Origin of the sequence: Paenibacillus sp. EKM10P (assembly GCF_011800655.1) — a bacterium.
Taxonomy (GTDB): domain Bacteria; phylum Bacillota; class Bacilli; order Paenibacillales; family Paenibacillaceae; genus Paenibacillus; species Paenibacillus polymyxa.
The window spans coordinates 254,763-278,794 of sequence record NZ_JAALET010000005.1 but is presented as its reverse complement, the minus strand read 5'-3'; the positions used below and the strand labels follow the sequence as shown (position 1 = coordinate 278,794).

At 45.7% G+C, this 24,032-nt stretch carries 25 protein-coding genes; 24 read left to right on the top strand and 1 reads right to left on the bottom strand.

From position 1 onward, the window contains the following. Nucleotides 1–1,180 (top strand): YifB family Mg chelatase-like AAA ATPase (locus HFE01_RS15835; protein WP_153795404.1); only part of this gene is annotated, 1,180 nt, incomplete at its 5' end. 278 nt (nucleotides 1,181–1,458) lie between these two features. On the opposite strand, the gene HFE01_RS15830 is transcribed toward HFE01_RS15835, so the two are convergent. Beyond that, entirely contained in the window at nucleotides 1,459–1,887 is a 429-nt protein-coding gene (locus HFE01_RS15830) for an organic hydroperoxide resistance protein (RefSeq protein ID WP_013309874.1), read from the bottom strand. 147 nt (nucleotides 1,888–2,034) lie between these two features. Between HFE01_RS15830 and HFE01_RS15825 the strand changes: the two genes are divergently transcribed. The 23 genes from HFE01_RS15825 to HFE01_RS15715 all read left to right on the top strand — a co-directional run bounded on the left by HFE01_RS15825 (nucleotide 2,035) and on the right by HFE01_RS15715 (nucleotide 24,010). Next, complete coding sequence (locus HFE01_RS15825; RefSeq protein WP_039277121.1) at nucleotides 2,035–2,505, top strand: MarR family winged helix-turn-helix transcriptional regulator; 471 nt, start codon at nucleotides 2,035–2,037, stop codon at nucleotides 2,503–2,505. A 340-nt stretch (nucleotides 2,506–2,845) separates the two neighbouring features. After that, the gene (gene sucC, locus HFE01_RS15820; protein ID WP_039277123.1) at nucleotides 2,846–4,006 is read left to right on the top strand and encodes an ADP-forming succinate--CoA ligase subunit beta; all 1,161 of its coding nucleotides are present in this window, start codon (nucleotides 2,846–2,848) and stop codon (nucleotides 4,004–4,006) included. Between the two features lie 49 nt (nucleotides 4,007–4,055). Further along, nucleotides 4,056–4,985 (top strand): succinate--CoA ligase subunit alpha, encoded by a 930-nt coding sequence (gene sucD / locus HFE01_RS15815; RefSeq protein WP_013370665.1) that lies wholly within the window; start codon nucleotides 4,056–4,058, stop codon nucleotides 4,983–4,985. 228 nt (nucleotides 4,986–5,213) lie between these two features. Beyond that, nucleotides 5,214–6,332, top strand: coding sequence for a DNA-processing protein DprA (gene dprA / locus HFE01_RS15810; RefSeq protein WP_039277126.1), 1,119 nt, complete (start codon nucleotides 5,214–5,216; stop codon nucleotides 6,330–6,332). Nucleotides 6,333–6,547: 215 nt separating this feature from the next. Continuing rightward, on the top strand, nucleotides 6,548–8,650 hold the full coding sequence (topA, locus tag HFE01_RS15805; protein ID WP_016820944.1) for a type I DNA topoisomerase: 2,103 nt from the start codon (nucleotides 6,548–6,550) through the stop codon (nucleotides 8,648–8,650). 27 nt (nucleotides 8,651–8,677) lie between these two features. Further along, complete coding sequence (gene trmFO / locus HFE01_RS15800; protein ID WP_016820945.1) at nucleotides 8,678–10,018, top strand: FADH(2)-oxidizing methylenetetrahydrofolate--tRNA-(uracil(54)-C(5))-methyltransferase TrmFO; 1,341 nt, start codon at nucleotides 8,678–8,680, stop codon at nucleotides 10,016–10,018. Between the two features lie 26 nt (nucleotides 10,019–10,044). Continuing rightward, complete coding sequence (hslV, locus tag HFE01_RS15795; protein ID WP_013370669.1) at nucleotides 10,045–10,587, top strand: ATP-dependent protease subunit HslV; 543 nt, start codon at nucleotides 10,045–10,047, stop codon at nucleotides 10,585–10,587. Nucleotides 10,588–10,623: 36 nt separating this feature from the next. Then, nucleotides 10,624–12,024 carry an ATP-dependent protease ATPase subunit HslU gene (hslU, locus tag HFE01_RS15790; protein WP_151255946.1) on the top strand — a complete coding sequence of 467 codons (1,401 nt, stop codon included), beginning with the start codon at nucleotides 10,624–10,626 and terminating at the stop codon, nucleotides 12,022–12,024. A gap of 407 nt (nucleotides 12,025–12,431) precedes the next feature. Next, complete coding sequence (gene flgB, locus HFE01_RS15785) at nucleotides 12,432–12,839, top strand: flagellar basal body rod protein FlgB (RefSeq protein ID WP_017427923.1); 408 nt, start codon at nucleotides 12,432–12,434, stop codon at nucleotides 12,837–12,839. Nucleotides 12,840–12,845: 6 nt separating this feature from the next. After that, nucleotides 12,846–13,298, top strand: a complete 453-nt coding sequence (flgC, locus tag HFE01_RS15780) for a flagellar basal body rod protein FlgC (protein WP_013370672.1) — start codon at nucleotides 12,846–12,848, stop codon at nucleotides 13,296–13,298. Nucleotides 13,299–13,337: 39 nt separating this feature from the next. Then, nucleotides 13,338–13,652, top strand: a complete 315-nt coding sequence (gene fliE / locus HFE01_RS15775; RefSeq protein WP_107734245.1) for a flagellar hook-basal body complex protein FliE — start codon at nucleotides 13,338–13,340, stop codon at nucleotides 13,650–13,652. Between the two features lie 37 nt (nucleotides 13,653–13,689). Next, nucleotides 13,690–15,273 (top strand): flagellar basal-body MS-ring/collar protein FliF, encoded by a 1,584-nt coding sequence (gene fliF, locus HFE01_RS15770; protein WP_016820948.1) that lies wholly within the window; start codon nucleotides 13,690–13,692, stop codon nucleotides 15,271–15,273. Between the two features lie 11 nt (nucleotides 15,274–15,284). Next, entirely contained in the window at nucleotides 15,285–16,301 is a 1,017-nt protein-coding gene (gene fliG, locus HFE01_RS15765; protein WP_045243858.1) for a flagellar motor switch protein FliG, read from the top strand. Continuing rightward, nucleotides 16,294–17,130, top strand: coding sequence for a FliH/SctL family protein (locus HFE01_RS15760; RefSeq protein ID WP_107734244.1), 837 nt, complete (start codon nucleotides 16,294–16,296; stop codon nucleotides 17,128–17,130). The genes fliG and HFE01_RS15760 overlap by 8 nt, the downstream gene beginning before the upstream one ends. Beyond that, nucleotides 17,117–18,436 (top strand): flagellar protein export ATPase FliI, encoded by a 1,320-nt coding sequence (fliI, locus tag HFE01_RS15755; protein WP_016820950.1) that lies wholly within the window; start codon nucleotides 17,117–17,119, stop codon nucleotides 18,434–18,436. Before HFE01_RS15760 ends, fliI begins: the two co-directional genes overlap by 14 nt. Nucleotides 18,437–18,446: 10 nt before the next feature. Beyond that, on the top strand, nucleotides 18,447–18,890 hold the full coding sequence (fliJ, locus tag HFE01_RS15750) for a flagellar export protein FliJ (protein ID WP_013370677.1): 444 nt from the start codon (nucleotides 18,447–18,449) through the stop codon (nucleotides 18,888–18,890). 47 nt (nucleotides 18,891–18,937) lie between these two features. Then, a complete protein-coding gene (locus HFE01_RS15745) occupies nucleotides 18,938–19,939 on the top strand; it encodes a magnesium transporter MgtE N-terminal domain-containing protein (RefSeq protein WP_107734243.1) in 1,002 nt (333 codons plus the stop codon). A gap of 28 nt (nucleotides 19,940–19,967) precedes the next feature. Then, nucleotides 19,968–21,422: a flagellar hook-length control protein FliK gene (locus HFE01_RS15740; protein ID WP_107734242.1), complete on the top strand. Its 1,455-nt coding sequence runs from the start codon at nucleotides 19,968–19,970 to the stop codon at nucleotides 21,420–21,422. Between the two features lie 19 nt (nucleotides 21,423–21,441). Continuing rightward, nucleotides 21,442–21,975 carry a flagellar hook capping FlgD N-terminal domain-containing protein gene (locus tag HFE01_RS15735; protein WP_017427927.1) on the top strand — a complete coding sequence of 178 codons (534 nt, stop codon included), beginning with the start codon at nucleotides 21,442–21,444 and terminating at the stop codon, nucleotides 21,973–21,975. Next, the gene (locus HFE01_RS15730; protein WP_019686990.1) at nucleotides 21,972–22,352 is read left to right on the top strand and encodes a TIGR02530 family flagellar biosynthesis protein; all 381 of its coding nucleotides are present in this window, start codon (nucleotides 21,972–21,974) and stop codon (nucleotides 22,350–22,352) included. The genes HFE01_RS15735 and HFE01_RS15730 overlap by 4 nt, the downstream gene beginning before the upstream one ends. Nucleotides 22,353–22,445: 93 nt before the next feature. Continuing rightward, on the top strand, nucleotides 22,446–23,255 hold the full coding sequence (gene flgF / locus HFE01_RS15725) for a flagellar basal-body rod protein FlgF (protein WP_016820955.1): 810 nt from the start codon (nucleotides 22,446–22,448) through the stop codon (nucleotides 23,253–23,255). A 60-nt stretch (nucleotides 23,256–23,315) separates the two neighbouring features. After that, nucleotides 23,316–23,540, top strand: coding sequence for a flagellar FlbD family protein (locus HFE01_RS15720; RefSeq protein ID WP_013370683.1), 225 nt, complete (start codon nucleotides 23,316–23,318; stop codon nucleotides 23,538–23,540). Continuing rightward, the gene (locus tag HFE01_RS15715) at nucleotides 23,537–24,010 is read left to right on the top strand and encodes a flagellar basal body-associated FliL family protein (protein ID WP_013370684.1); all 474 of its coding nucleotides are present in this window, start codon (nucleotides 23,537–23,539) and stop codon (nucleotides 24,008–24,010) included. Before HFE01_RS15720 ends, HFE01_RS15715 begins: the two co-directional genes overlap by 4 nt. Nucleotides 24,011–24,032 lie beyond the last annotated feature (22 nt).

The following is a 24,032-nucleotide window of genomic DNA, read 5'->3' as shown; positions in this document are numbered from 1 at the left end:
TCTAATTACGGATATACGTATTTACGCTATACACCATCTGGCGGATCTTATCCCAGTTAATGATCATGCACAAGGCATCCCAGACGGCCAAGTGACCGATCAAAATTGTACTGCCAGTAAGCAAGTTATAATCCATTCCTATGACCATTTACCTCAAGCAGAGCATATACCGTTGTGCGAGCAAGAAGAACTAGCCAGTAATATGGAGGATTACAGCGATGTGCTGGGTCAGCTACACGCCAAACGTGCATTAGTTATCGCTGCAGCAGGAATGCACAATATTCTTCTTATGGGACCACCGGGTGCTGGAAAAACGATGCTCATCCGCAGGTTGCCCTCTATCCTACCGCCTTTGACTGAAAAGGAGTCGCTAGAAGTGACCAAGGTATACAGCGCAGCAGGAAAATGGAAGGAGTCCTCGCCTCATCTCATGCATGTTCGTCCCTTCCGTGCGCCTCATCATACAATCTCTGCTGCTGGATTGGTGGGCGGAGGAGGCATACCCAAACCAGGAGAAATCAGTCTTGCACACCGAGGGATTTTATTTCTAGATGAGTTGCCAGAGTTTAGCCGCCATGTGCTAGAAGTGCTGCGGCAGCCCCTGGAAGACCACCATGTGACAATCAGTCGTTCACGTGCTGTATTTAAGTATCCGGCGCATTTTTTACTTGCAGCTTCTTTGAATCCGTGTCACTGTGGCTTTTTCGGCAATAACACGGAACATCAGCGCTGTACCTGTTCACCTACAGCAGTAGCTCGATACCGTTCACGTATTTCCGGTCCATTGCTGGATCGAATTGATCTTCAGCTTGAGGTATCACAACCAAAGGACTGGCGGGAGGAAAAAGAATCCCTGTCGTCTGCTGACATGAGAAAGCAGGTGTTGGTTGCTCGAGCAATACAAATCCGCAGATACAGTAAGCTTCCTTTTTCATGGAATAGTGAGCTGTCCGGTCAGATGCTGCGTAAATATGCAGTATTAGATCAAAATGCAGCGGAGCTGCTTAATCAGACGATGGATGCACTTGGTTTAAGCATGCGTGCGTATGATCGAATTCTCAAGCTGTCCCGCACCATTGCAGACTTACATGAGTCAGAGAAAATTACGACTTCACATGTGGCTGAAGCTATTCAATACCGCCATATGGATAAAGCAAGCGCCAATTTATCCGAAATGTAAAAAGGCGATAAAATTAGCAGATACAGTACGATCATTTTTACGGAAAAGTTTTCCAAAGGATATGTGTACGAGAGAAAACGGAAAAAAGGACAAAAAAAGCTCCAGGCAAAAAGACCTGGAGAAGAAAAAAAGATTATGACAATAGTGATTATACTATGAGTATATCAATTTCGTATATACGATTATGCATCATCTCCCATGTTACTTGATGGAAAAACAACAAGCCCCTTGACCAATACGGTTGAGGGGCTTGTTGTGAATTTCATTCTAACTCTAAGTTACAAAACGTTCAGTTTCACTTCAATATTACCGCGGGTAGCGCGGGAGTATGGGCATTGTTCATGTGCGCCTTCCACCAGTTTTACCGCAGTTTCATGATCTACGCCTTTGACCAGAACGTCGAGGTTTACTCCGATTCCGAAGCCGCCGTCTTCGACTTTGCCAAAATGGACCGTAGCTGTGACTTCGGTACCTTCATGTTTAACACGCTGCATGCGAGCCACCATATTTAAAGCACTGTCAAAGCAAGCAGAATAGCCTGCGGCGAACAGCTGCTCTGGATTTGTACCTGCGCCACCAGCGCCACCCATTTCTTTTGGAGTATCAATATCTAAACGAAGTTCAGGGGAAGAAGACTCGATATAACCGTTACGCCCACCAACTGCTTTTACTGTTGTTTCATACATTTTTTGTTGAATGGTCATCATAATCCAATCACTGCCTCTCGCTCAATTTATATTTTACACAATTTAATTTATCAAAATAATTATTGTTTGTAAAGTATTTTAGGCAATTAGAATGTATTTTGTTATATAATGTGCTAAAATAATGACGAAAGCAGGTGACTAGACAGCATGGAAAACAATTTTAATAAAGATGCAGCGTTGAAACTTGATAACCAGTTATGCTTTGCCATATATGCATGCTCCAGAGAGATTACAAAGCTGTACCAGCCTTATCTGGAAAAGCTTGGTGTAACGTACTCGCAATATTTGGTGCTCATCGTGCTTTGGGAGCGTGAAGAGTGTACAGTGAAGGAATTGGGTGAGGCGTTATATTTGGATTCTGGCACACTAACTCCACTATTAAAGAGGTTACAGAATGCCGGGTTGATCGATCGAAAGCGTTCCACTCAAGATGAGCGTAAGGTGCTGATTTCTTTGACGATAGAGGGAAGAGCGTTGCGGGATAAAGCCCTGTCTGTACCAGGATGTATACAGGAAAAAACAAGTATGACTCATGATCAATTTGGGTCGCTTCTGCTTCAGTTTAATGATCTGCTTGATCGTGTTCATCAAGCGAATGTACAAATTGAAAAATCATAACAGGTACTTTCAGTTGCTCTTGCGAATTCTTACGACATGAGTTGTTCTAAACTGAAAGAAAAATGCCCTTAAATTCTAATGAAATAAAGTACCTCTCATTGCGGATTAGGTAATCCCATTTTGCGGAGGTGCTTTTTTTGTGTGAATTTGTATTAAAAAATAAAATCCAATAATATCCAAACATTCGATTTTGGGAATGATAATGATATCAAAATACTGTAATTCATGAGGTTAAATTATAAGGAAAGCGTTTTAAAAACATGTTACAATGATGTAGGTTTAGTATAGATTTCCTTGTGAACCGCCCTTGTTGCAGTCATGTTGATAGGAGGATTCCAGAATGAATATCCATGAATATCAGGGTAAAGAAGTATTAAAGCAGTACGGAGTGGCTGTACCGAACGGCAAGGTTGCCTACACGGTGGAAGAAGCCGTTGCTGCGGCAGAATCGCTTGGAAGCGCTGTTACGGTCGTAAAAGCACAAATTCATGCTGGTGGACGCGGTAAAGCGGGTGGCGTAAAGGTTGCCAAAGGTTTGGATGAGGTGCGGACTTTCGCTTCTGAAATTTTAGGTAAGGTGCTTGTGACACATCAGACCGGACCTGAAGGTAAAGAAGTCAAACGCCTTTTGATTGAGGAAGGCTGTGATATTCGCAAAGAATATTACGTAGGCGTTGTCGTGGATCGCGGGACTGGACGCATCGTATTGATGGCCTCCGAAGAAGGTGGTACGGAAATCGAAGAGGTGGCTGCGGCTACTCCGGAGAAGATTTTTAAAGCAGTTGTTGATCCAGCAATTGGGCTTCAGGTGTATCAAGCTCGTAAGCTGGCGTATGAGATTAATATTCCCAATGAGTTGGTAAATAAAGCGGTTAAGTTTATGCTGGCGCTTTACGAAGCATTTGTGGACAAGGACTGTTCGATTGCAGAAATTAATCCCCTAGTCGTTACGGGTGATGGGAATGTAATGGCGCTAGATGCCAAATTGAATTTTGATTCCAATGCGTTGTTCCGTCATAAGGATATTCTGGAATTGCGTGATTTGGATGAAGAGGACGAGAAGGAAATTGAGGCATCTAAATATGATCTAAGCTATATCGCTCTGGACGGCAATATTGGCTGTATGGTCAATGGTGCAGGTTTGGCGATGGCCACGATGGATATTATCAAATATTACGGTGGCGATCCGGCCAATTTCCTGGACGTTGGAGGCGGTGCAACAACGGAAAAGGTAACCGAAGCGTTCAAAATCATTTTGTCCGATCCGAAGGTAGAAGGTATTTTCGTCAACATTTTCGGCGGGATTATGCAGTGTGACATCATTGCGAATGGCGTCGTGGAGGCTGCCAAGCAGTTGGGGCTGACTCGACCGCTTGTTGTCCGTCTTGAAGGAACGAATGTTGAGCTCGGCAAACAGATTTTAGCGGAATCCGGTTTGAATATTGTGGCAGCCGATTCCATGGCGGATGGTGCCCAAAAAATCGTTGAACTTGTTCAATAGCCTGTTTGCATTCCGATATGCCGAATAAACGATAGGGGATGTGAAGATCGTGAGTATTTTGGTCGATAAGCATACAAAGGTGATTACACAGGGGATTACGGGAAAAACGGCGTTGTTCCATGCCAAAGGTGCACTTGATTACGGTACACAGATGGTAGGTGGCACCTCTCCAGGTAAGGGAGGCACCGAGGTAGAAATTACACTGGAAAACGGGCAACAGGTCAAACTGCCAGTGTTTAATACAGTAAGCGAAGCCAAGGAAGCTACGGGCGCAACTGCTAGCGTCATTTACGTGCCGCCGGCTTTCGCAGCGGATTCCATTTTGGAGGCTGTGGATGCGGAACTGGACCTCGTGATTTGTATCACAGAGGGGATTCCGGTGCTTGATATGATCAAGGTCAAACGTTTTATGGAAGGCAAAAAGACCGTTCTGATTGGCCCTAACTGTCCGGGTGTTATTACGCCAGGAGAGTGTAAGATTGGTATCATGCCAGGTTACATTCATCTGCCGGGTCATGTAGGCGTTGTGTCACGTAGTGGTACTTTGACCTATGAGGCAGTGCATCAGTTAACCACTAGAGGTATAGGTCAATCTTCCGCGGTTGGTATTGGTGGTGACCCAGTTAAAGGTTCAGAATTTATTGATATTTTACATCGCTTTAATGAGGACCCCAACACTCATGCTGTCATTATGATCGGAGAAATCGGTGGTACAGCCGAGGAAGAGGCTGCCGAGTGGATCAGGGACAATATGACGAAGCCGGTGGTTGGCTTTATCGGTGGGGTGACTGCGCCTCCAGGCAAACGGATGGGGCATGCAGGCGCCATTATTTCTGGCGGAAAGGGAACGGCAAAAGAGAAGATTGCTACGCTTGAAGCCTGTGGAATCAAGGTGGCGCCGACTCCTTCCGAAATGGGCTCGACACTGGTAAGTGTGTTGGAAGCGCGTGGTATTTTGAATCTGTGTACGACACATTAAATCGTGTTTCTTCATTAATATACTGGCTGTAAATCAGCATCGAAATTTGCTGCTGGCTAGTGTATAATGAAAGAAAGGTAAGCAACCTTTTTATCTTCTGAAACAGGGGATGAAAAGGTTGCTTTTTTTTGCGTTAAGACAGGCTTGTCAGGGAAACGCTTGCAAAATGATTCATTGTGCCACAAAATAAGGAAGGGTTCACTCTTCCATGAATGGGGGAACCACAGTTTGGAAGAAAGATGGCTTTTATTAGGTCTACATGAGTTAGAAGGAATCGGAAGAAGAACAATTCAGCGTATTTGGTCGAGTGATTATCGATTGCATGAGCTACTGCATTTTAGCGAACAAAAGTGGATTGAGATAGGCTTAAGTCCCAACCAGGCACGCATTGCGGCACAGTGTTACGATGAAGAATGGGTACATGAACGATATCAGCGAATTCAATCCAGTGATATTGGTATGGTAACTTATGTGGACGAAGATTACCCCCTATTAATGAAGGAAACAGTTGACCCACCTTGGGTAATGTATACAAAAGGGGATAAATCACTTTTGCACACATGTTCTGTAGCCATGGTAGGAACTCGCGTTCCTACTGCGTATGGTCGAAGAGCAGCGGAGATACTAACAGAGGAATTATGTAATGCAGGGATTACAGTGGTGAGTGGATTAGCGAGAGGAATTGACAGTATTTGCCATGAAACAGCCCTACGCCGGGGAGGCAACACGATTGGTGTGCTTGGAACAGCGATTGATCAAATTTATCCTCCCCAAAATGCCTCTTTGTTTGCAGAGATGGTTAGTAAAGGTCTGATCGTATCGGAGTATCCTCCAGGTACGAGGTCGCATCCCGGGATGTTTCCACAACGTAATCGCATTATTGCCGGTTTAACGAAGGGGACACTCGTTGTCGAAGCAGACGCTAGGAGCGGTTCCTTGATTACAGCGGATGCTGCGCTGGAGGCAAATCGAGATGTGTTTGCTGTTCCTGGGCCCATTACGTCACCGAAGAGTAGAGGCACGCTGAACTTGATTAAGCAAGGAGCCAAAACGGTCACTGAGGCTTCGGATATTATTGAGGAGTATGAAGCAGATTTGCGTACAAGGCAGGTTTCTTCATACAATAGAGAACAGAGTCTTAATCTTAAGAAGATCTCCAAAGCATCAGAAAGTGAGACTTCTGAGGAAAATCGTGTGGTGGTGCTGCTGGAACAAGGAACCATGACACTGGATGAACTGCTTGATGCTACGGCATGGGATTTTGGACTTTTACACGCAGTTCTGTTATCGTTAATCATAAAAAAAAGGATCGCTCAACTAGCGGGCACAAAATACAAGCTTATTTAGTAGTTGTTTTTGTCAAATCCTTAGTTAGTAAATGCGCAAAATTCAATTTTAAACATAGGTGGAGGGAAACATGGCGTTTATCCGCATCGCGGATACCTACTCCTTCCCCACTTCCTGAAATGTGTTGAATTTATAGCTCGTACTAACGAACTATACTCACCACATTTCAGGAAGTCTATCATATTCATGTGAGTAATTGAGAGGAGGAAGAGCCTATGGCGGATTCACTCGTCATCGTGGAATCGCCTTCCAAGGCGAAGACGATCGGCAAATACTTAGGCAGCAAATATATCGTCAAGGCTTCCATGGGTCATATCAGGGATTTACCTAAGAGCCAGATCGGCGTAGAGGTCGAAAATGATTTTAATCCCAAATATATTACCATTCGAGGTAAAGGCTCCATTCTAAAAGAGTTAAAGGATGCCCGAAAAAAAGTAAAAAAAGTATATCTGGCGGCTGACCCGGATCGCGAAGGTGAGGCTATTGCTTGGCATCTGGCGCATGCGCTGGAACTGGACGATACGGCGGATTGTCGTGTGGTGTTTAATGAAATTACGAAGCAGGCCGTCAAAGATGCTTTTAAAACCCCACGCAAGATCAATATGGATTTGGTCAATGCGCAGCAGGCACGACGGATATTGGATCGACTTGTCGGCTACAAAATTAGTCCATTGCTCTGGAAAAAGGTAAAAAAGGGTCTGTCAGCTGGGCGTGTACAGTCGGTTGCAGTGAAAATTATTTTGGACCGGGAAAACGAGATCAATGAGTTTGTACCGGAAGAATACTGGACGATAACAGCTAAACTAGCTATTAAGGACAGCACTTTTGAAGCGAAATTCCATAAGCTACGCGGCGAAAAGAAAGAGCTCTCTAGCGAAGCGGATGTACAAGAAGTGTTAGAAGCTATCGGAAAATCGTCTTACAAGGTGCGCGATGTGAAAGAGAAGGAGCGTTTACGCAATCCGTCTCCTCCATTCACAACAAGTTCCTTGCAGCAAGAGGCGGCTCGAAAGCTCAACTTCCGGGCATCTAAAACCATGTCTGTAGCGCAGCAGCTGTATGAAGGTGTGGATTTAGGTAAAGAAGGGACTGTGGGTCTGATTACGTATATGCGTACGGATTCCACACGGATCGCTACTTCGGCTCAAGAGGAAGCGAAAGAGGTCATTATTCAAAAATATGGCGAAGATTTTGTGCCTGAAAGTCCTCGTCAGTATTCAAAAAAATCGGCTAATGCTCAGGATGCGCATGAAGCGATTCGTCCAACCTCCGCCTTGCGTGATCCGGAAACCGTTAAGCCTTTTATGAGTAGAGACCAGTTCCGATTGTACAAACTGATATGGGAACGTTTTATGGCGAGTCAGATGGCTTCCGCTATTATGGATACTTTGTCCGTTGATATTGAAGCAGGCGAGACGATATTCCGGGCAGCCGGTTCGAAGGTTCGCTTTCCAGGCTTCATGAAAGTGTATGTGGAGGGGAATGACGACGGTAAAACCGAAGAAGATAAGCTGTTGCCGCCACTTCAGCCGGGCGATAAACTGAAAAAGGAATCGGTTGAACCAAAGCAGCATTTTACACAACCGCCTCCTCGCTATACGGAAGCACGACTGGTGAAGACACTGGAGGAATTGGGTATAGGACGCCCGAGCACGTATGCACCGACCCTGGAAACCATTCAGAAGCGCGGTTACGTCGCTATTGAGGAAAAGAAATTCTTCCCAACCGAGCTGGGAGAGTTGGTCATTGAGCAGATGGAAGAATTTTTTCCAGAGATTCTGAATGTAGAATTTACTGCGAATATGGAAGGTGATCTTGACCACGTCGAAGAGGGCGAAGGTGATTGGGTCAAGGTGTTGAGTGACTTTTACGAGTCATTCGAAAAGCGTCTGGAAGTGGCTGAAGAAGAAATGAAAGAAATTGAGATCAAGGATGAAGTATCCGACGTTATCTGTGACAAGTGTGGCAGTCAAATGGTATATAAGCTAGGCCGCTTTGGTAAATTTCTGGCCTGCTCTGCCTTCCCGGATTGCCGTAACACCAAGCCAATTGTCAAGGATATCGGGATGAATTGTCCTACATGCGGTGAGGGACATGTCGTCGAACGACGAAGTAAAAAAGGACGTGTCTTTTACGGATGTGACCGCTACCCAGAATGTGATTTTGTATCCTGGGATAAACCGTCCATTAAGCCTTGTCCAAGTTGCAGTGGCCTAATGGTCGAAAAACGTACTAAACAGGGGACGAAGCTCAACTGCACCGTCTGCGATCACAGCGAAATGCTGGAAGAGAGCGATGAGAGTGTAGAGACTTCTTAAGAACAAAGATAGCAGGGGGATTTAAAAGTGAGTGAACTACAAAAGGTAACGGTCATCGGAGCAGGTTTGGCGGGCAGCGAAGCTGCCTGGCAAATTGCAAGCCGTGGAGTGCCAGTTAAATTATATGAAATGAGACCGGTTGTAAAAACACCCGCACATCATACAGATAAATTTGCCGAACTTGTATGTAGTAATTCCTTGCGCGCGAACGGTCTGACGAATGCAGTAGGCGTATTGAAGGAAGAAATGAGAATACTAAACTCTTTGGTTCTGAGTGCGGCAGATCTCCATGCTGTTCCAGCTGGTGGGGCATTGGCAGTGGATCGTGATGGATTTTCCGGTCATATTACAGATACGCTTCATCAACATCCTTTGATCGAGGTCGTTAATGAAGAACTTCAGGAACTCCCAGAGGACGGTATTGTGGTCGTTGCCACGGGACCATTAACTTCTCCAGCTTTGTCAGAACAGATCAAAACGCTGATGGGAGAGGAGTATTTTTATTTCTACGATGCGGCAGCTCCGATTGTAGAGAAGGACTCCATCGATATGAGCAAGGTCTATCTGGCTTCCCGTTATGATAAAGGAGAAGCAGCTTACTTAAATTGTCCGATGAACGAAGCGGAATTTGATGCTTTCTATGAGGCTTTAATTACTGCTGAGGTGGCACAAGTCAAGGAGTTCGAAAAAGAAATCTACTTCGAAGGCTGTATGCCTATCGAAGTGATGATGCAGCGCGGGAAACAAACGGCATTGTTCGGACCGATGAAACCTGTAGGTCTTGTAAATCCACATACAGGGGAACTACCCTATGCAGTTGTTCAGCTTCGACAAGACAACGCTGCAGGTACGCTATATAATCTGGTTGGTTTCCAGACTCACCTCAAATGGGGGGAGCAAAAGCGTGTGTTTTCAATGATTCCGGGACTCGAAGAGGCAGAGTTTGTACGTTACGGTGTGATGCATCGCAATACCTTTATTAATTCTCCACAACAGCTTCACCCAACTTATCAGTTCAAGGGAAGAAGTAATCTGTTCTTTGCCGGACAAATGACAGGTGTAGAGGGTTATGTGGAGTCGGCGGCCTCAGGTTTGCTGGCTGGTATAAATGCAGCACGAGCAGCACGTGGACAGGAAATGTTCGTATTTCCTGCGGAAACGACACTAGGCAGTATGGCACGATATATTACAACTGCTGACTTCAAACATTTCCAACCGATGAATGCAAACTTTGGTCTTCTTCCAAAGCTGGAGACACGCATTCGTAACAAAAAGGAAAAGAATGAAGCTCTCGCAAATCGCGCGTTGGAAAGTTTGCGCGGTTATATCAACCAAACGGGAGTTATGTCAACAGAAGTACAGGCATAAGGATGAAGGAAAAGGAGGAGCGCGTTATGGATATGTCCTTTCATGCTACCACCATCTGTGCTGTACGCCATAATGGCAAAGGAGCTATTGCGGGTGATGGGCAGGTAACGTTCGGCAACAGTGTTGTGATGAAGCAGACGGCTAAAAAAGTACGTAGATTGTATCGTGGTCAGGTCGTTGCGGGATTTGCGGGTTCGGTGGCCGATGCTATCACATTGTTTGAAAAGTTTGAAAATAAGCTGGAGGAACATCACGGCAATCTTCAAAGGGCTGCTGTAGAACTGGCTAAGGACTGGCGGCAGGATCGTGTACTACGCAAGCTGGAAGCGTTAATGATTGTGATGGACTCGTCCGGGATGCTGCTCATCTCTGGAGGCGGAGAAATTATTGAACCTGACGATGATGTGTTGGCCATTGGCTCAGGTGGTAATTTTGCATTGGCAGCTGCCCGTGCTTTCAAACGTCATGGCTCTGGTATGGAAGCAAAGGACATGGCACGGGAAGCGTTAGAGGTTGCTTCGGAAATATGCGTGTATACGAACAGTCAGATTATCGTGGAAGAATTGTAAATCGGCTCTGAGTATTCAAGGGTGGAGGAATGCAAAATGAATAATCAATCGTTGACGCCCAGACAAGTGGTATCCGAGCTGGATAAGTATATTGTCGGACAAAAGGAAGCTAAAAAATCTGTTGCTGTTGCCTTGCGCAACCGTTATCGGCGTAGTAAACTGCCGGATGATATTCGGGATGAAATTGTGCCCAAAAATATTTTGATGATCGGACCGACAGGTGTGGGTAAAACTGAAATTGCACGTAGACTTGCGCGGCTAGTGGGGGCTCCTTTTGTCAAGGTAGAGGCGACCAAATTTACAGAAGTGGGTTACGTCGGTCGTGATGTGGAATCCATGGTGCGGGATCTGATGGAAACCTCTATCCGTATCGTCAAGTCGGAACGAACAGAGAATGTGAAAGACAAAGCAGAGGACATGGCAAATGAACGGATTGTCAATATCCTTGTACCTGCAGAAAAGTCAAATAAATCACAACGAAACCCTTTTGAAATGCTGTTTGGCAATAACACAGGGACTTCGGTAGAAGAAGAACCGCCACAACAGGACGGAACCTTAGCAGAGAAGCGACGTAAGGTTAAATTTGATCTGTTGTCTGGTAAGCTTGAGGATGATGTCATAGAGATTGATGTGGAGGATACCGCACCCAATATGCTCGATATGTTTGCTGGGCAAGGGAATGAACAAATGGGTATGAATATGCAGGAGATGTTCGGGAGTTTCCTGCCTAAGCGGACGAAGAAGCGCAAGCTACCAATCAAGGAAGCCCGCAAGGTACTGATTCAAGATGAAGCAGCCAAGTTGATCGATATGGATGATGTGATTCAGGAGTCTGTGAAGCGTGCTGAGCAATCGGGTATTATTTTTATTGATGAAATAGATAAGATTGCCAGCCAAGGCAAGGGAAGTGGCCCAGATGTGTCGAGAGAAGGAGTCCAGCGCGATATTTTACCTATTGTCGAGGGCTCTACCATTATGACCAAATACGGCCCGGTAAGAACAGATTACATTCTGTTTATTGCTGCAGGGGCTTTTCATGTGGCTAAACCATCAGACCTGATCCCAGAGCTTCAAGGTCGTTTCCCCATCCGGGTGGAGCTAAGTAGCCTGACCTTGGATGAGTTTGTGTCGATATTGACGGAGCCTAAAAATGCGCTGACCAAGCAATACACTGAACTGCTCCGCACCGAGGATATAGAAGTCGAATTTTCTGCGGAAGCGATCCGTGAGATCGCTAGTATTGCCGAGTCCGTTAATCGCAACACCGAAAATATCGGCGCACGGCGTTTGCATACCATCCTAGAGAAGCTGCTGGAGGATCTGTCATTTGAAGCACCAGAGCTTACATTGGATCGTATGATTATCACCCCGGAATATGTGCGTGAGAAGCTGGGAGATATTGCCCAAAACAGGGACCTTAGTCAGTATATTTTGTGAACTGAGTCTCTAAAAATAGGGTGTGTGGTCCAGAATAACACTATCTTGCACCGTCGTTTAGTCCTAGACACAGGTTAAGTTGATGATTTTTCTGTCTATTCCAAAAGTAGGACGTATAATCTTTTACAGGTGTAAAGTGCTAAGAAAACATTCACTTTCTTGAAAAAAACCTGAAAAATTTAACATTTTATGCATCTAAAGCCCTCTTTTTTAAAAAAGATAGGGCTTTTTTCTTATTGTAATTAGGTCCCAACTCTACGAAACTTAGAATATATGACAGAAAGTTAAGATTTTCTACTTAAGACCTAAAAGAAATGTATAATTATGAAATTTTATTGTCGAAAAAAAGTGAAAAATCTTGTTTTATTGAATCTTACTTTGGAGTAGACGCTGGAGGGAGGAGCTAAATGAATCTGCTGGGTGATATAAGCTTTCAAAAGCTTCAGGCAGGTGTACAGGCGGCCAATACGAGACAACGTGTGATGGCCGATAATATTTCCAATGCGGATACCCCGTATTTTAAGCGTTCGGAGGTTTCATTTGAAGAACTGCTTCAGCAGCAAATGGACGGTGATGTCACGCCATTGCGTGGAAAAGTAACCAATTCAAGACATTTCCAAATAGGACCTGTGAACTCCATTCCTGATGCCACGGTCACCAAAGATGGGTACTCAGTCATGAATAACAACATGAACAACGTAGATATAGACAGAGAAATGAGTCTTATGGCTGAAAATCAACTAAGATATAATACCTACATCCAAGAAATTAATGAGCGCATCAAAATGATGAGAACAGCGGTAGAAGGGAGATAGGACGAGGTGAAGATTAACAACGGCTTTGATATTAGTGCATCTGCTCTTACGGCCCAGCGGTTGCGGATGGACGTTATATCGAGCAACATTGCCAACGCAGAGACGACTCGGGCGAAGGTAGAGAATGGACAAGCAATTCCATATCGGAGAAAAACGGTTGTTTTGGAGCCGAACCAATCTGGCTTTGCCGATGTTTTGAAGGCTCAAATGGAAGGAAGTAGTACAAGCGCCGCTGGCGTTAAGGTTTCGCAAATTCAGGAAGATCAGTCACCTTTGAAGCCAGTGTACAATCCGGGTCATCCGGACGCTGATAAAGATGGCTATGTATATATGCCTAATGTAGACATAATGAAAGAAATGGTCGACATGATTTCCGCAACACGCTCATACGAAGCCAATGTAACAGCTCTGAATGCTTCAAAGGCGATGGTTTCCAAAGCGCTTGAAATCGGCCGCTAAGTTCCAGGACTACTAACTACTTAATAGGGAGAGTAAAACATGATTCAGAACGCCATGTTTAACGTAAAGACACCGGTAATACAGCAGATTCAATCGCCTAACAATGAGTTGACGAAAGCGACGCCTTCCGAATCCTTGAAGGATTTTGGCTCCTTCCTAAAGGATGCCCTCAATGAAGTAGGGCAGCAGGAAGCCGCTACACACCAGATGTCCGACCAATTCATGGCAGGCAAAGTTGATGTAGATCAAGTCATGATCACTTCACAACAAGCGCTGCTTTCCCTGCAGCTTACTACACAGGTCCGAAACAAAGCGATCGAAGCCTATCAGGAGATCATGCGTACACAGATGTAAAGTGAGGGTTTAGCAAAGTTTCGGATGGGGTGACGGAGTGAACGAGAGAATCGCCCAATACCGGGATAGGATTTCCGGGTATTGGAATAATTTCAGCAAAAAACAGAAGATATTACTTGTTTCGACATTAGCATTCATCATTATCGCCATTGTAGTGCTAACGATGCAGTTTACCAAAACCGAATATGAAGTGGCCTTCCGGGATTTAAATGCAAATGATGCCGCTGGGGTCATTAAATATCTCGATTCTGCGGGTATACCGTATCAGCTTAATGCTGGTGGGACACAAATTTCAGTCCCAACCGCTAGTGCAGATAAGGCGAAGGTAGATGTTGGGTCCCAAGGGCTGATACAAAAGGGGTCAATCGGCATGAGCGCCTTTGACCAGTCCTCCTCGGCCATTGGCATGACGGAGAACGAGTTCAATGTGAAGTACAATAACGCATTGAACGGCGAAGTACAGCAACTGTTGGAACGGATGGACGGTGTCCAAAGCTCCAAAGCTGTCATTAATATGCCAAAGGAAAACATCTTTGCCGGACTTGAAGAAAAGGACAAAGCCTCTGCTTCGGTTCAAATGGAATTCGAACCTGGTTTTACTCCCAATCAACAAGCGATCGACGGATATTTTAACCTGGTAAAAACGGCTGTACCGAATTTGCCAGTAGAAAACATTACGATCACCAATAAGGAGTATGAGTTAATTCCAACGGCCAAGGGCGGCCAAGGCGGACTCACGAGTGGTGTTCAGGAAAACATGGCTCTACAGAAGAAGTTTGAGAGCGATGTAAGGAATAATGTCCAACAATTTTTGTCGAAAATTGTTGGAGACGACAAGGTAAACGTGCTGGTTATGTCCCAGCTAAATTTCGACAAAGTAACATCAAAGGAACAAATGGTCACACCTGTTGACCAAACGAAAATGAAGGGTATTGAAATCAGTGCCCAACAAATTCAGGAAAGTTATACGGGCAGTAGTGGACAGACTGGAGGAGTTGCAGGGACAGGAACGCAGGATGTCCCGGGTTACCCTGGAGGAGCCAATTCCGGCAATACCAGTTCGGATAAGAGCTCAAGTACGATTAACTACGAAGTTAACCGAATTGCAAGGGATATTATCCAAAGCCCGTACACTGTAAAAGATTTAACCATTAATGTAGCAGTTGAACCACCAACAGGTCAGCAAACGTTGGATACTGCAACTCAGACAGCAATTCAAAACATTTTGGTTAATATTGTAAGAGCGTCGCTTGCGAATTCCGGTACTACTTTTACAGACGCTGATTTGGCTAAAAAGGTTTCAGTGTTCTCGCAAGCTGCTCCGGCGCCTACGAGTACCAATACATTCTTCTCAGCTTCCAACCCGTGGATGTGGGGCATCGGAGCTGCAGTTCTGGCACTGTTGGCGGGTGTAATCTTCTTCATCGTACGCAGTCGTCGTAATCAGGAAGAAGAGTTGGATGAAGAATTGCAACTCATGCCAACGCCGACGGAATTCCCGTCCATTACGATGGAAAGTGTGACAAATGAAAGTCAAGTGCGTAAACAGCTTGAAAGTCTGGCGAAAAAGAAACCCGACGAATTCGTCAATCTGCTTCGTACATGGCTGGCTGACGAATAGAGGTGAGTTCATTGGCAAAGGCAAGCAGTCAAGGTTTAACGGGAAGACAGAAAGCAGCTATTCTTTTGATCACAATGGGGCCAGAAGTATCTGCTCAAATATTCAAGCATTTGCGTGATGAAGAGATCGAGCAACTTACATTGGAAATTGCCAATGTACGGAAGGTCGATGCCATTGAAAAGGACTCCATTATGGCCGAGTTTCATCAAATTTGCCTGGCTCAGGAGTACATTTCCCAAGGCGGTATTAATTACGCCAAAGAAATATTGGAAAAAGCGCTCGGATCACAAAAAGCTGTTGAGGTCATTAACCGTTTGACAGCGACATTACAGGTGAGACCTTTCGATTTTGCTCGTAAGGCGGATCCGAACCAGATATTGAATTTTATACAAAATGAGAATCCGCAAACCATTGCTCTCGTGCTTTCATACTTGCAGTTCGAGCAAGCGGCGGCAATTCTATCGTCCCTGCCACAGGAAAAGCAGGCAGAAGTGGCCCGGCGTGTTGCTGTCATGGACAGTACATCTCCAGAAGTCATCTCTCAAGTGGAGAGAGTATTGGAGCAAAAGCTCTCGGCAACTGCGACGCAGGATTACACGAATGCAGGCGGTATCGAGTCTATCGTTCAGATTTTGAATGGCGTAGACCGCGGAACCGAGCGTACAATTCTCGACTCGCTTGAAATTCAAGACCCTGAACTGGCTGAGGAAATCAAGAAAAGAATGTTTGTTTTCGAGGATATCGTCAATGTGGACAACCGGTCCATTCAACGCATTATCCGCGATATCGACAATGCAGACTTGCAATTGGCGCTTAAAGTGTCCAGTGAAGAAGTACGCGATGTGATTTTCCGAAATATGTCGAAACGTATGGCAGAAACCTTCAAAGAGGAAATGGAGTACATGGGACCGGTGCGGCTGCGTGATGTGGAAGAAGCACAAACACGTATCGTATCAACGATCCGCAGATTGGAAGAGGCCGGTGAGATTATAATCGCACGCGGCGGAGGAGATGACATCATTGTCTAACTTGATTAAATCTTTCCAATATGTGCCTGTAGAGGCTTTGAAAACGATTGATGTGGCACATACGTACGTGTCAGAAACGACGGATGAAGAAATCACAACCGAATATACGGAGCCGGAGCCTCAGCGAGATTATGAGGCAGAACGGCTCCGAGATGAAATGCTGAATGATGCTAAGGACTTTGCCGAACGTCAGGTGCGCGAGGCGGCTGAAGAAGCGGAACGAATGCTTCAGGAAGCACAGCAGCAGATTGAAGATTGGTGGCAGGAACGACGCGAACATGACGATCAGTTGATTCAGTCGATAAAAGCAGATGGATTTCAGCAAGGATATGAAGAAGGCCAGAAGCTGGCCGAGGCTGAGCTTCAGACGAAATCGGAGCAGATGATGGAAGAAGCACAAGATATTCTGCGTCAGGCCTATGAGATTAAGGAACAACTGATTCAGGAAGCCGAGCCTTTTCTGGTTGAACTGAGTAATGCGATTGCCGAGAAGGTGATTGAAAAACAGCTTAGTCTTGAACCGGAATATACGATTGAGTTAATTCGCAAAAATTTGGCTCGTAAGCGAGAAAAAGGAATCATTACATTGTGTGTGTCGCCTCAGCATTTCGCATTTGTGCAAGGTGCGCGGGAAGAATTGTCATTAACTGTCGATTCGCAGGCAGAACTGCAAATTATTCCTGATGGTACCGTAAGGGATCGCGGTTGCGTCATTCGTTCTTCCTTTGGAAGTGTGGACGCCCGGATCGATACGCAATTAGCTGAGATTAAAAAGGAACTACTGCGTCTGGCACATGAAAATGAGGAGCGAAGACATGAAGGGGCTTAATGCGCAGCGCTACATGGATCATTTGCGACAGCTGGACCCAGTTCGGGTGAATGGCAAGGTTACACAGGTTATCGGCTTGATGGTTGAATCGGAAGGTCCAGACGCTAGTATCGGGGATGTTTGTTATATTTATCCGGGCAAAGCGGCAAAGCCATTGCAGGCAGAGGTTGTTGGCTTCAGAGACAATAAAGTGCTTCTGATGCCACTTGGAGAACTACAATCCATTGGTCCTGGTTGTGATGTCGTAGGAACAGGGAAGCCGCTGAACGTGCAGGTTGGATCGGAGCTGTTAGGCAAGGTGCTGGATGGTTTGGGTCAGCCTTTGGACGGATCACTGATTCCCTCGCGAATGGCGAGATATTCAACCTTCAATATACCGTCCAATCCGCTGAATCGTCCGCGTGTGCAGGAACCCATTAGTATCGGAGTACGTGCAATTGACGGGTTGCTTACGATTGGTAAAGGACAACGGGTTGGTATTTTTGCGGGTTCGGGTGTAGGTAAGAGTACTTTGATGGGGATGATTGCCCGTAATACGGAAGCAGATGTGAACGTAATTGCCCTGATCGGAGAACGTGGACGCGAGGTGCTGGACTTTATTGAACGGGATTTGGGCCCAGAGGGACTAGAACGCTCTGTAGTCATTGTGGCAACTTCCGACCAACCTGCGTTGATCCGCATTAAGGGTGCACTTATTGCAACGACGATAGCGGAGTATTTTCGGGATCGCGGGTTGAATGTCATGCTAATGATGGATTCAGTTACCCGGTATGCGATGGCCCAGCGTGAAGTCGGTCTAGCAGTAGGGGAACCACCAGCAATGAGAGGATACACTCCATCTGTGTTCGCTAGTCTGCCTAAGCTGCTGGAACGCGCAGGGACAGGACCTACTGGCTCTATAACCGCCTTTTATACGGTGTTGGTTGATGGTGACGACATGAACGAGCCCATCGCGGATGCGGTGCGTGGGATATTGGATGGACACATTGTCTTGAATCGCGGGATTGCGAACAAAGGACATTTTCCTGCAATTGATGTGTTAGCAAGTATTAGCCGGGTCATGAAGGACATTGCACCACGAGATCAGATAGATGCTGCCGAAAACATTAAGCGCTTGATGGCCATTTACAAAGATTCAGAGGACCTGATTAACATTGGGGCTTATCAACAGGGTTCGAATGCAGAAATTGACGAATCTATGGAGCGCATACGGGATATATGGGATTTTACAAGACAAAGAACGGATGAAAAGGCTGAACTGGACGAAGTACGAGAACGTTTGATTTCTGAATTTACGAGGAGATGAAGGTTGAACGATGAGATTTCAGTATTCCTTTCAAAAAGTTGTAGACTTGAAAACGAACGAAAAGTCACAGGCCGAATGGCTGCTTTCCAGTGCTGTTGGACAATTGCAGGTTGAGGAGCAGACATTAACACAGCTTATAGGCGAAAGGAATCGGGTCATATCCGCCATTCAAAAGGCTGCCGAAGATTGCGCGCCACTCTCTAGCATTCAGGAATTACAAGCTTATGTCAATCATCTGGACCAATGTATTACACGCAAGCATAGGGATGTTCAATATGCGCAGCAAAATGTGCAAAGCAAACAAACCGTTTTGACCGATAAAATGCTGGATGAACAAGTTTGGCTGAAAGCGAGAGAGAAGGCCAACGTGAAATTCCAACAGGAAATGCTCCTGCGCGAGCAGAATGAGCTGGATGAAATGGCTTCCGTGCGATTTGCCATGAAAGCCCGGTAAGCGGAACGTCATAGGATACGCATATCAGCTGCCTGAGGAGGAAGACGATGGCACAGAAGTTAGCAGAAAATGAACTGGATATGGATTTAGGGAAAGAATCAGGCGGGGGATTTGAACGGTTTATGTTTTTCCTGATTCCGATTGTCTTCACAATTGTTCTGGTCGGGGTCTTGCTCACACTGTTCAATATGGACTTCAGAAGCGAAATGATCTCATTAGGGAACAAAATACCAATTGTTAAAAATTGGATTCCTGAACCGAAGGATAAGGCAACCCAGACAAAAGAGGCAGATCAGAAGGCACAGTCTGAAAGCTCTGAAGCAACCATTCAGCAGTTAAAAGCGGATTTAGCCAAGCAGACGGAAGAACTCAAAAAGGCTACGGCTGCTAAAACGACACAAGATAAAAAGGTTACTGAACTTCAAAATCAGGTCAATACACTGCAAACGCAACAGGAACAACAGTCGCAGACGGGTCAACAGGGACAGGTTGGGCAGCAGGGACAAGCAGGTACGCAAACTACAGACGGAACATCAAATGAAGATCCTTATGTAAAACAGACCAGAGAACTTGCCAGCATGTATGAAGGAATGACGGCAAGTAAAGCTGCACCGATTATGGAGAATCTGACTACGGAAGAGACCGTGCAGCTGTTAAGTTATATGGACCCTGCCAACAGTGCGAAGATTTTGCAAAAGATGGACGCTAAAAAAGCAGCGGATATTACGATGGCTCTGAAAAACGTAACGCCATCTACGGATTTATCGGTAGCGGCGTTGCAGTCCCGTTTGAAAAAGGATCAGGGTAGTACAGCTGGAACGACGAGTAAAAGTCTGCAAAGTACTCAAATCAGCAGCACATTTGCTTCCATGGACAAGAAAAGTGGTGCCGAACTTATTTTACAAACTTACAAAATCAGTCCAGATAAGGCATTAAACATATTAAATACAGTAGATGATTCGACACGTGCTTCTTTACTGCAAAATATGTCTGCGAAGGATGCAGGTCAGACCGCGAAAATTTTGAATAAGCTGATGGGCAGTAAGTAATTTAAAATTGAAGGGAGGTGAAAAATATATGACCCTTATTTCTCAAAGTGTATCTCTTAGCTCTAGCCCAACAGCTAGCAGTACGACAGCGTCAGCAACAAGTACAACCACGGCTGCTGGAGCAACCACGGGTGCCTTTAATCAAACACTAACGCAAATGATGACAGGCGGGCAAACAGGCTCGGCTGGAACAGATGCGAATGGTTCTCCATTAGTTATGGTACTACCGCTTATTGCAAACGGAGAATCTGCGGAAGCTCCAACCGAGCCGCTTGTTGAAACATTGGCTCCTTTGCTGCAAAATCTCGAAAAGTTGGATGATCAGGTAGTTGCCGATCCTGCGCTGCTTGCAGCTTTACAATCATGGATTCAGCAAGTACAACAGTTTTTGCAAGGCAATGGAACCAATCAACAGGCAGACGGCGGGGAAACGGCAGAGGCTACAGGCTTAACAGCCTTGGCAGCTAATCCGGCAACTCTTCGGTTTGCATTACAGGACGCTTTGTCACAACTTGCCAATGTAGCAGAGCAGGCTTCGGGCGACCAAAAGGCTAAGGTGACACAGTTACTACAATCGCTTCAAAGCGCAACAGCTGGGACTGGAGCTATTTCCGATGAGCAGTGGAATGGAGTATTGAAAGCTGTGGAACTTGCTGATAGTGGAGATTCACAAGTGATTCAGCCTTCTGCACAACGGGCAAACGGTGCTCAGACATTAACTGCAGCATCTACAAACAAACAGGTTGCTCCTCAGCAGCAAGCAAGTCAGGGTGAAACTAGCCAGCAAGGCTCAGAAGGACAACGTTCATCAACGAATCTTCTCGTTCAGTCCGCAGTTAAAACGACTGTAACGGATGAAGCGGGTACATTCGTAGATGCAGCTGAGCAAGCGGATCCGTCGGCAACTGATAATCAGACTCCGGTGATCACGACTGCGGGGCAGCTTTCGGTACAAACGCAGGGAACAACACCTTCGGCTCCGGCTCAACCAGTCGTACATGTACGACAATTTGCCAAGGAGATGACTGAGTTTGTAGTGCAGAAACTTGATATTGTAAAGCACACTGGTTTGACAGAAGCGACCATCATGCTTCGTCCAGATCATCTGGGCCAGCTGGAGGTTAAGCTGACGATGCAAAACGGCCATCTGGTTGCCCAGTTTATGACTGAGCATAGCGGGGCGAAGGATCTGCTGGAACAGCAAATGTCTCAGTTGCGTACGAGTCTTCAGAGTCAAGGTATTCAAGTGGATAAAGTAGAAGTAACGCACAATGAGTCGCTATCCTCCCATATGTATCAGGATGGACGCGGTTCTGGAGCTAATCAGCAGCAGCAATCTAACCAACGTTCTAAAGCTCGAGGTAGAGAAGAGAGCGAGGATGCTTTGAAAGTAGCTGAAATGACAGAAGAGCTTCGTAACTGGACAGCAGAACATCGCGCAGATGACATGAATCGGACAGGCTCCTTTACAGCACAAGCGTAATGATGGAGGTGAGAACACAATGACGACTACAGACAACAATGTATCCACCAGTAACGTCTGGCCGAATTACAATGTGAATAATGTCAAAACAGCAAGCGCCAAGGATACTAAGACGATGGGTAAAGATCAATTTTTAAAGATATTGATCACTCAGCTACAAAATCAGGATCCAATGCAGCCTTTGGAGGATAAAGAATTTGTCGCTCAAATGGCACAGTTTTCCTCGGTGGAACAACTGATGAACATATCTACGCAGTTGACTGCATTGGGACAGTCTTTGGGTACAGCTTCTGGTTTGATAGGAAAAGAAGTTAGCTGGATTGAGCCGGGTAAAAAGGATTCCATTACAGGTGAAGCAGGCGCAGGTACAGTGAAAAGTGGAATCGTAGATTCCATCGTTATTCGCGACGGTGTGCAGTATGCCAAAATGGGAGCGGCTGAGGTGGCATTAAAAGATGTAACATCAGTAAGCCAGGCTAACACAACGGCTCCTGTTACTGATACGTCAGATACTACATCTTCTTCCTCTACTGGAAGCGGTGAGAACTCATGAATGACAGGATAACGGTCGGACGCCTTTTTCCTACCAACGTTCCTCCGGCAGCGATTTCTCAAAACCGAGTAAATTCGGTAATTAAGGACACCAAGCCGTTTGGTCAGGTGTTGCAGGAACAGGTGCTCAAGCTCAGCAACCATGCAGCCAAGCGACTGGAGCAGCGAGGAATAGAGTTGAGAAGTGACCAAATGGCGAAAATCAACTCTGCTGTGGATAAGGCTGCTGCCAAGGGCGCTAAAGAATCTTTGATTTTAATGCAAGATATGGCTTTGATTGTTAGTGTGCCTAATCGAACAGTTGTTACTGCGATGGACAAGCAGTCCATGGAGGATAACGTATTTACGCAGATAGATAGTGCTGTAATTATTTCATAAAAAGTGGCTGGCCCGAATAGGAAAGCCATGAAAAAGCCGCGGATCGACTGATGCGGCCAACTAAGCAACCAATCAGAGGAGGATTTATACTCAATGTTGAGATCAATGTATTCAGGTGTATCGGGCATGAAGGGCTTTCAAACAAAGCTGGACGTTATCGGTAACAACATTGCAAACGTAAATACTACAGGCTTCAAGTCCAGCCGAGTGATGTTCAAGGATATTTTGAGCCAAACCAGCTCGGGCGCAAGTGCACCTGATGCTACGACAACTGCAGGTCAAAATGCCAAGCAGGTAGGTTTGGGGGTCTCGGTTAGCTCAATTGATACACTGCATCTTCCAGGTAGTGCGATGACCACGAATAACCCAACGGATTTGCGGATTAATGGTGACGGATTTTTCCTGGTCAAAATGAATGATGCACAGGAAGTTCCCTATCTGACTCGTGCGGGTGATTTCCACATAGATGCAAACCGGAATCTGGTGACTTCCGATGGATTTTTTGTGGGAAATTTGGATGGAGATCCAATCACACTTGAAGACAATGTTACGGCAGTCTCTATCTCACAGGATGGCACGATTGTACAGCAATTAGATGATGGTACAGTGAATAATGGCACGCAAATTGGTATAGCCAGAGTTACTAACCCGGAAGGTTTGGAGAAAATTGGAGGCAGCCTGTATCGTACAACGGTCAACTCCAACATTGATGAACTTGAGCCTGGAGCAGCCAACTCAGAGGGGCGTGGAGCTATCATCGCGGGTCAGCTGGAAATGTCCAACGTTGACCTGACAGGCGAATTTACCGAAATGATCGTAGCTCAGCGTGGATTCCAAGCGAACTCACGTATCATTACGACTTCGGATGAAGTGCTTCAGGAAGTTGTAAACTTGAAACGATAATCTCATTTAAACGCGGAGGAGTAGAGGCTCCTCCGCACCTATCAGGAGGTTGGTGTTACGATGATCCCGTTAACGCGGCTGAACGGCTCGCCTATGTGGCTTAATGCGCTGCTCATTGAGACTGTGGAGGAAACACCGGATACATACGTCACTTTGGTGACGGGGAAACGGTTGATTGTATTGGAAAAAGCGGCAGATGTCGTCTCCTTGATCAAGAGTTACAGCCGTGAAATCGGCATGCATGCCGCCACGATAAAAGTGCAACAAATGGAGGAAGACGAATGAAGAAGATGCTGCCATGGCTCATTACAATTTTACTCGCGATTACTTTGATTGCAGGCGCGGCCTTTGTACTTATACCAGCGCTTAGCGGGAAGAAGTCGGAAGTCATACCGAATGCGCAAGCCGCTCAAGCAGAACAACTTCCAAGATTGTCAGCAGATGAATTGGTGGAAGTAAGCTCTGAAATTACCGGTATCAAAACGAATTTGGCAGACGCAGATTACATTGTGCAGATGAATCTTGCTTTTCAATTGAATGATGCCAAAGCAAAAGAAGCTTTTGAAAAAATTAAGGACATCAGTATTAAGCCCATCGTTATTCAATTACTTGCAGACACCAAACCTGATGAGCTCAGAACGGCTAAAGGCCGGGATCAGTTCAGTGACAAGCTGACGGATCTCATCAACAAGTCGCTCCCTGAAGGTCACCTGGGGAACGCCAAAATTACAGACTTTTTGCTGGCAGCCATTTGATTCCAGGTGATCTTGTCAGGAA

Excerpts from the sequence above, each read along its gene's own strand:
- HFE01_RS15830 (WP_013309874.1), bottom strand. The coding sequence starts at position 1,887 with ATGATGACCATTCAACAAAAAATGTATGAAACAACAGTAAAAGCAGTT.
- HFE01_RS15825 (WP_039277121.1), top strand. The coding sequence starts at position 2,035 with ATGGAAAACAATTTTAATAAAGATGCAGCGTTGAAACTTGATAACCAG.
- sucC (WP_039277123.1), top strand. The coding sequence starts at position 2,846 with ATGAATATCCATGAATATCAGGGTAAAGAAGTATTAAAGCAGTACGGA.
- topA (WP_016820944.1), top strand. The coding sequence starts at position 6,548 with ATGGCGGATTCACTCGTCATCGTGGAATCGCCTTCCAAGGCGAAGACG.
- hslV (WP_013370669.1), top strand. The coding sequence starts at position 10,045 with ATGGATATGTCCTTTCATGCTACCACCATCTGTGCTGTACGCCATAAT.
- hslU (WP_151255946.1), top strand. The coding sequence starts at position 10,624 with ATGAATAATCAATCGTTGACGCCCAGACAAGTGGTATCCGAGCTGGAT.
- flgB (WP_017427923.1), top strand. The coding sequence starts at position 12,432 with ATGAATCTGCTGGGTGATATAAGCTTTCAAAAGCTTCAGGCAGGTGTA.
- fliE (WP_107734245.1), top strand. The coding sequence starts at position 13,338 with ATGATTCAGAACGCCATGTTTAACGTAAAGACACCGGTAATACAGCAG.
- fliI (WP_016820950.1), top strand. The coding sequence starts at position 17,117 with ATGAAGGGGCTTAATGCGCAGCGCTACATGGATCATTTGCGACAGCTG.
- fliJ (WP_013370677.1), top strand. The coding sequence starts at position 18,447 with ATGAGATTTCAGTATTCCTTTCAAAAAGTTGTAGACTTGAAAACGAAC.
- HFE01_RS15745 (WP_107734243.1), top strand. The coding sequence starts at position 18,938 with ATGGCACAGAAGTTAGCAGAAAATGAACTGGATATGGATTTAGGGAAA.
- HFE01_RS15740 (WP_107734242.1), top strand. The coding sequence starts at position 19,968 with ATGACCCTTATTTCTCAAAGTGTATCTCTTAGCTCTAGCCCAACAGCT.
- HFE01_RS15735 (WP_017427927.1), top strand. The coding sequence starts at position 21,442 with ATGACGACTACAGACAACAATGTATCCACCAGTAACGTCTGGCCGAAT.
- HFE01_RS15730 (WP_019686990.1), top strand. The coding sequence starts at position 21,972 with ATGAATGACAGGATAACGGTCGGACGCCTTTTTCCTACCAACGTTCCT.
- flgF (WP_016820955.1), top strand. The coding sequence starts at position 22,446 with ATGTTGAGATCAATGTATTCAGGTGTATCGGGCATGAAGGGCTTTCAA.
- HFE01_RS15720 (WP_013370683.1), top strand. The coding sequence starts at position 23,316 with ATGATCCCGTTAACGCGGCTGAACGGCTCGCCTATGTGGCTTAATGCG.
- HFE01_RS15715 (WP_013370684.1), top strand. The coding sequence starts at position 23,537 with ATGAAGAAGATGCTGCCATGGCTCATTACAATTTTACTCGCGATTACT.